Origin of the sequence: Undibacterium sp. TJN19 (assembly GCF_049339485.1) — a bacterium.
Taxonomy (GTDB): domain Bacteria; phylum Pseudomonadota; class Gammaproteobacteria; order Burkholderiales; family Burkholderiaceae_D; genus Undibacterium.
The window spans coordinates 1-4,005 of sequence record NZ_JBMPPL010000034.1 but is presented as its reverse complement, the minus strand read 5'-3'; the positions used below and the strand labels follow the sequence as shown (position 1 = coordinate 4,005).

Sequence of the window (4,005 nt, the reverse complement as noted above, 5' to 3'; positions counted from 1 at the left end):
CGTACTACCCGAACTCACCGGCAGACCAGGCTGAACTTGAACAGTTTGCGGCGGCCAACCCCACCATCAACATCCCGACCAGCTACCCGGGGCAGACCCGTACCGCATTTGCATTCAAGCTGACGGGTGCGGCAGAATACCAGCTGACCCCCCACCTGTTCCTGGGTGGACGGTTGAGTGCGGATAACTCAGGGGACTTCAACGATGCGGCAGCGGCGGTGTATCTGCGCTATAGTTTCGAAACCCGCAAAGGCCCCGTGGCTTTCCCGCCCCTGGCTCCTAAACCTTATTACCTCGGAAATTAATTGTCAGCCAGTTCTGATAATTCAACGAGTTAATTAAATCGATCCCATTCTTTCCACGTGCTTTTTTATTGAATGCACTGGAAAGACTTCGCGCTTTTGCGTCAGGCCTGGCTGATGGCAGCAAAGAAAACCACTAAAATTGCTGACAGTAAGTGAAGTTTTTATAAATTAACAATGGTTTTGTCATCGAAAGCTTGCTCGGGCTTCCTATTTAAGCGCGCATACTTCAAAATGCTGTAAATAGCCTGATGGTGTATAGAACGTTGCTGAGCCAAGAAAAGTGGTCAATAGGGGACTTGAATGATTTTGAAGAAAAAAGCGTTGGTATTGGCGCTTTTGACGGTATATCTGGAAAGCGGGACAGCTCTCGCGAGTTCCCCATTGACGCAGCAATTGAAAGAACAGGCGCAATTCTGGGCTCAACGTGGCAAAGAAGATAATGCTGCCGATGCCTGGCGCAAGCTTTTGCAAGTGGAGCCATCCAATGTTGATGCCTTAATGGCACTCGTCTTGCACGAAGCCAAGACGGGCAACCCGGAACAGGCAAAATCCTATTTTTCCAAACTCAAGGGCTCTCAAGCCAGCAGCGCCCAAATCCGTAGCGTCGAAGATGCCTTGAGGCGAGGGACTGCTGGCGGTTCCGGCCAGCTTGACGAAGCACGCAAACTGGCCAGGCAGGGGGATTCTGAAAGCGCAATCGAAGCCTATAAGCAGATAGGTGATCCATCCAGATTAAAAGGTGAGGCAGCATTTGAATATCTTCAAACGCTGGCAGGTACCAAGAATGGTTATCCCGATGCCAAGCGTGGCCTGGAAAAACTGAGCAAGGACAATCCTTCGAATACACGTTATGCGCTGGCCTATGCGCAGGTGCTGACCTATCGTGAACCCAGTCGCCTGGAAGGGATTGCTGCGCTCGAAAATCTCAGCAGCAAAGCCGATGTAGGCAAGCAGGCGGCTGATTCCTGGCGGCAGGCATTAAGCTGGATGGGTTTGAAGAATGAAAATGCTAAACATTTCCGGCGCTATCTCGATAAATTCCCTGATGACCAGGTCATCAGTGAGCGCCTGGCCAGCTTGAACCGTCCGGCTGCTCCGTCTGCCCTGGAAGAAAAACCTGGGCCTGTCAAAGTCATCGCGACGGCAAAGCAGAATGTTGCTGTAAAACCCCCGGCAGAAGTGAAACAAAAAGCAGAAGCAGCACCGAAAAAAGACAATACAGCCAAGGCGGAAAGCAGTGCCAAGGTATCTGCCGGTAACCTTGATAAAGCGCGTACCGCTGCCTTCAAGTCGCTGGACGATAATGATGTAAAAACTGCGGAAGCAGGATTTCAGGCTTTGATCAAATCGCATCCTAAAGATTCCGCTGGCTACGGTGGCATGGGCCTGGTCAAGATGCGTGAAGAAGAATTCATCGAGGCACGTGGCTTTCTGGAAAAGGCAGTGGAGTATTCACCTGCGCAATCCAAGGACCAATGGAAAAAAGCTTTTGAGGATGCCAGCTATTGGGCCATCGTGGCAGAGGCCAGAACCGCTTTTGAAGATGGTGACAGTGTCAAAGGCATTGCTTTTTTACGCAAGGCCATCGCCCTCAATGGCACTGAACCAGCAGGCATTTTACAGCTGGCAGATGCCTTGCAGGCAGAAAATGACTTGAAAGGTGCTGAAGAAAATTATCGTCATGTGCTCAATGCAGATAAAACAAACCTGCGCGCGCTTGATGGCGTGATCGGGGTACTGGTGTTGCAAAAACGGCTTGCAGATCTGGAGGCGCTGAGCAGCATCATGTTGCCACGTCATCTGGCCATTGTGGCCAACCTGAAATCAGAAGAGTTATGGAATAAAGCCAAGGCTGCCGAAGCTGCTGGTGATCTCAATACAGCGCAATCGACATTGGAAGATGCCATCCTTATCAAACCGGACAATGCCTGGTTGCGCATGGCACTGTCAAAAATTTATCTGAAACGCGATATGCCAGGCCAGGCACGTGCGCTGATCGAAGCGATGACCAATGTCGAGAATCCCGACCCGGAAGCACTATATGTCAGCGCCTTGCTGAGTGAAATGCAGCAACAATGGTGGGATGCCATGATTACCCTGGAGCGGATACCACCGGCATCAAGAAAAAAAGAAATGGCCGAGATGCAAAGGCGTTTGTGGATACGCGTGCAACTTGACCGCATTGAGCTGCTGCGTAAGCGGGGTAATCTCGTCGCTGCAAAAAATATTTTGACGACGGTTGAATCGGTGACCGCCAATGATCCCGAATTTACCAGTGCCATGGCCAACCTGTATATACAGCTTGGTGATACGGAGCGTGGTTACGCCATGATACGTCAGGCTGTACAAAATACGCCCAAACCTTCAGCAGGGTTGTTATTGCAATATGCGGGCACCTTGATGCAGCCAAACCAGGAAGGTGAACTGGAAGCCGCGATGCTGAGAGTTGCCGCCATGCCCAAGCTGGAAGAAGCCGAAATTACCGCTTTCCAGCAACTGCAAAGAATCTTGTCCATCCGTTATGCAGAGCGGGCAAGGGAAGCCGGTGACTACGCTACTGCTTACAATTACATCCAGCCACTGTTAATCGCCAATCCTGACGACAGCATGTTATTGCTGGCCTTGGCGCGTTTGTATAACACTTCTGGCGATAAAGAATCGGCCAGGGAATTGTATGGCAAAGTTTTAGAAACTGAACCCGAAAATCCGGAAGTTTTGCAAGGCCTGGTGTATGCCGCCATTGAGGCCAAAGATTTTGAAAATGCTGAACGTCATCTTGATCTGCTGATGCGCTTGCAGCCAGACAATCCGCGCTATATCGCATTGGCAGGCAATGTTGCCAGGGCGCAAGGCAATAATAGCCGCGCCCTCAGTTACTTCAAGCAGGCGCTCGCGATGGAGCAATCCCAAAGGCCAAGCGCTCTCATGGGACCGAATGGCATACGGTTGGTCGCGCAAGGGCAAGCTCCCAACATTAATGATTTCCGTGTCAACCCTTTCAGTGATCGTAACCAGGCATCCGCTGGCGGGTCAAACGGGGTCGCGTTGAGAAATGCACCAGTGCAGCAACAGGCATCGGTACCTAATTCCAAGAGTGCTATTTTTGCGCCGGTAGGCATACCTTTGCAGCAACCGGCACAAAATGCCAGATCAGCGCAAGGGCAGTATTCAATACCTCAATTACCCGCGTCGATTACCCAGAACTATCAGGTAAATAGTGCTGGTACAGCGGTGCAGGCAAGGCCGCAACCCAGCGTTCCACAATTGCCGGCAAGCGTGACTGCGCCTGCACCGATTTCTGCACCTGCGCCTGCATCAATGGCCGTCAGCAATGGCGCACCTGCTATATTACAGGGCGGAAGCAGCGGCACTCCGGGCGGTACGACTGTTGGTGCAGCAACTATTTATCAGATACCGCCAGCAGTTGTAACGCGCAGTCCTTTGACCCAGAGCCCAGTTGGTAACAGCAATGTTTACAGCGGAGAGGCACCTGCATCGGCAGCTAGCCCGTCGCCGTCGTACGTTGCGCCAAAGGCCAGCTACAGTAACAGCTATGCGTCCCCCGCGCCGGCGCCGGTACCGCAACAATATGCAGCAGCCACCGGAAATAGCGGAACGGGCAGCAAAGCCCGGGCAACCAAGCCCGTGACCAATGTCAGCGCAGAAGAAGCAGGCCTGCTCAAAGAAATCGACGCCATCA

The 4,005-nt window shown here is 52.1% G+C and carries 2 protein-coding genes; both read left to right on the top strand.

Going from position 1 to position 4,005, the window contains the following annotated elements:
- Window positions 1–305, top strand: a 305-nt coding sequence (locus tag ACO0LH_RS28320) for a cellulose synthase subunit BcsC-related outer membrane protein (RefSeq protein WP_422944495.1), incomplete at its 5' end; no start/stop codon positions are given.
- A gap of 300 nt (window positions 306–605) precedes the next feature.
- Window positions 606–4,005 (top strand): tetratricopeptide repeat protein (locus ACO0LH_RS28315; protein WP_422944494.1); only part of this gene is annotated, 3,400 nt, incomplete at its 3' end.